Annotated in this window: 2 protein-coding genes; both read left to right on the forward strand. The window is 40.5% G+C overall.

Going from position 1 to position 2,409, the window contains the following annotated elements:
* Positions 1–1,350, forward strand: a 1,350-nt coding sequence (locus tag BGX12_RS15895) for an RHS repeat-associated core domain-containing protein (protein WP_233246424.1), incomplete at its 5' end; no start/stop codon positions are given.
* 427 nt (positions 1,351–1,777) lie between these two features.
* Entirely contained in the window at positions 1,778–2,083 is a 306-nt protein-coding gene (locus BGX12_RS15125; RefSeq protein ID WP_146196387.1) for a hypothetical protein, read from the forward strand.
* Positions 2,084–2,409: the final 326 nt, after the last annotated feature.

Raw genomic sequence — 2,409 nt, forward strand, 5'->3', positions numbered from 1 at the left:
AATGGCGTGACGGAGACCCGCCTTTACCTCGGCGGCCTCGAGATCTGGCGCAAGACCGTGAACGGAGCGCTCGAGACCGAGCGCGAGACATTGCATGTCATGGACGACCGGAAACGCATTGCAATAGTCGAAACCTTGACTGTGGAAAACGGGAACCGTGCCGCGGCCCCCGCGCCCGTGCAACGTTACCAGCTCGACAACCATCTCGGCTCGGCATCTCTCGAACTCGACGACTCCGCCAACATCATCAGCTACGAGGAATATTACCCCTACGGCGATACAAGCTACCGCGCCGGCCGCAACGCAAGCGAAGTCAGCCGGAAGCGCTACCGCTACACCGGCAAGGAGAAGGACGAGGAATCTTCGCTGTACTACTGCGAGCAGCGCTACTACGCCGCTCACATCTCACGGTGGGTATCCACGGACCCCACATGGCTTGCCGACGGCATCAACCTCTACGCATACGTAAACGGGAACCCCATAAGCGGCGCGGACCCGAGCGGAACGCAAACGATTGATGATGATCAATTAATTAATGCTCCTAAAGTAAAGGAAAAAGAGAATAATTCTCAAGATAGTCAGAAACAGATTGTGAGTGATTTTTCTAGTTCATCTTCATCTAGTTCTGTGGTTGAATCTTCTACAAGTGCTGTTGAAACAGAAATTAGTCTTTCTATAATAATTGATCATTTGAGTGTTGAGTTCCTTAAATTCATTGCTAAAAAAATGTTGTCGGGTGTAGAAGATTTAACTGAAAAAGAAAAGGAAAATATTTTTCATGAAGATTCCCAAGGCACAATAGCGATTTTATTGTATGAATTTGCTTCTGGTGAAGGAGAAGAAAGTAGAACGTTTAGTGAACAAGATGCTATATCGAAAGATTTAATGAAATTAGATTTTGTTCAGGCTGCAATAGAAGAATTTTATGAAACAAATTTGGGCAGAACGGAATTGCAACCTATTGATCGTCCATATACATTCAGTCCTAGTATATCTAGTCCATCAATTATAGATCTTTTGAATAGTGTTGAACAGCATGGTAAAGCCGCTCAAGAAGGTTTATCAAAAGGTGATTGGTTAAGGTTCTTTTTAGGTGGTACAACTGCAAGTGTTGTACCGGATGGAGAACAACTTATTATTACTGTAGTTGATTCAAAATCAAGAAATTCCTGGTATTATCATTTAGGAGTAGGCGTTGCGCAGAATACAAGCCGTGATTCTCATGGTAATGAGCCTTTAACGACGACAAAGCAGACTTATATAGGTTCACAACGGATTGATTGGAATAAGTTAAGGACTTGGAATCCTACTAAGTCAAGTTCCACAGCTGAGTTTAATACGATTCGTTGATGTGTATTGCCCATTGATATTGTGTCTAACATCTAAGATAATTGCCATGAGAATATTTGTTTTTATTTTGTTTCTTCTTGTGCTGCTAGGATGCTCAAAAAGTGATGACTATATTGGGACATATGTGCGTAAGCATAGGTATGGTATTGAATCTGTTACTCTATATCCTGATCACTCGTTTCTTCAAATTTATGCTGATAAGGATCGGTTAGATTCAAATGTGGGAAAATGGTACATTAAATCAAATTTTTTAGTTCTTGATGGTCGAATAATGTACGAAGCTCCAATTCAGATCGAAAACGCAAATCGTATATTCGGTGTTGGAAAAAGGAGAACATCTTATTTAGAAGTATCAAATAGGTGTATTATTGTTGAAATTGATTTTCCAGAATTTAATCTATGCAAACAATAATTCTATATTAACTCTATGCCCAGCGTTTCTTTGCAGAGAATGCCCCTGAAATTTCAGGAGGAATCTTCTGATTTAGAAACGCAGTTGCTAGAATTCGGCTTTCTTTGCGAAAAGGACGATGGTGCCCGGCAAATCGCGGAAAACTACGGCTTCTATGCAGCACACATCTCAAGGTGGGTCTCCACGGGTCCCTATCATTTGTTAGATATAGATGATGGTGATTTTGTCGGCTATGAAATATCAAAGGGATTTGTTAAAGTCTGTCATGATGATTTAGAAACAATAAGTAACATGCCGAATTTAGATGAATATTTTTTGTGAACTTTTTGGATATCGTAATTTAATTTTTTTCTAAAAACTTTTTTGCGAGATTTTGATTTGTTGTACGCAATGGTGGCAAATGTGATTTGAACCGCCAATGCTAGTTGAATGTTGAACTTCATTATGCCGATGCCTGCAAAATAACAGTCAAAAACAAGAAAAAGCGTTTCATTCTTTGTTTTTTCAGTCGCGGATTCTCATCGTCAAGTAAATCCGATCTAGGCTGAAAACAAAAAAAATCCCTAGAAAGTGAATTCTAGGGATGGTTAGGTTTCTAACTTGCGTTTTCGACCAAGAAAAGGACAAGCGATGAGACTTAACCGAGA

It is taken from the genome of Fibrobacter sp. UWR4 (genome assembly GCF_003149045.1).
In the GTDB taxonomy this organism is placed as follows: Bacteria; Fibrobacterota; Fibrobacteria; order Fibrobacterales; family Fibrobacteraceae; genus Fibrobacter.

Coding starts and splice junctions, on each gene's coding strand:
- BGX12_RS15125 (WP_146196387.1), top strand. CDS start 1,778: ATGCCCAGCGTTTCTTTGCAGAGAATGCCCCTGAAATTTCAGGAGGAA.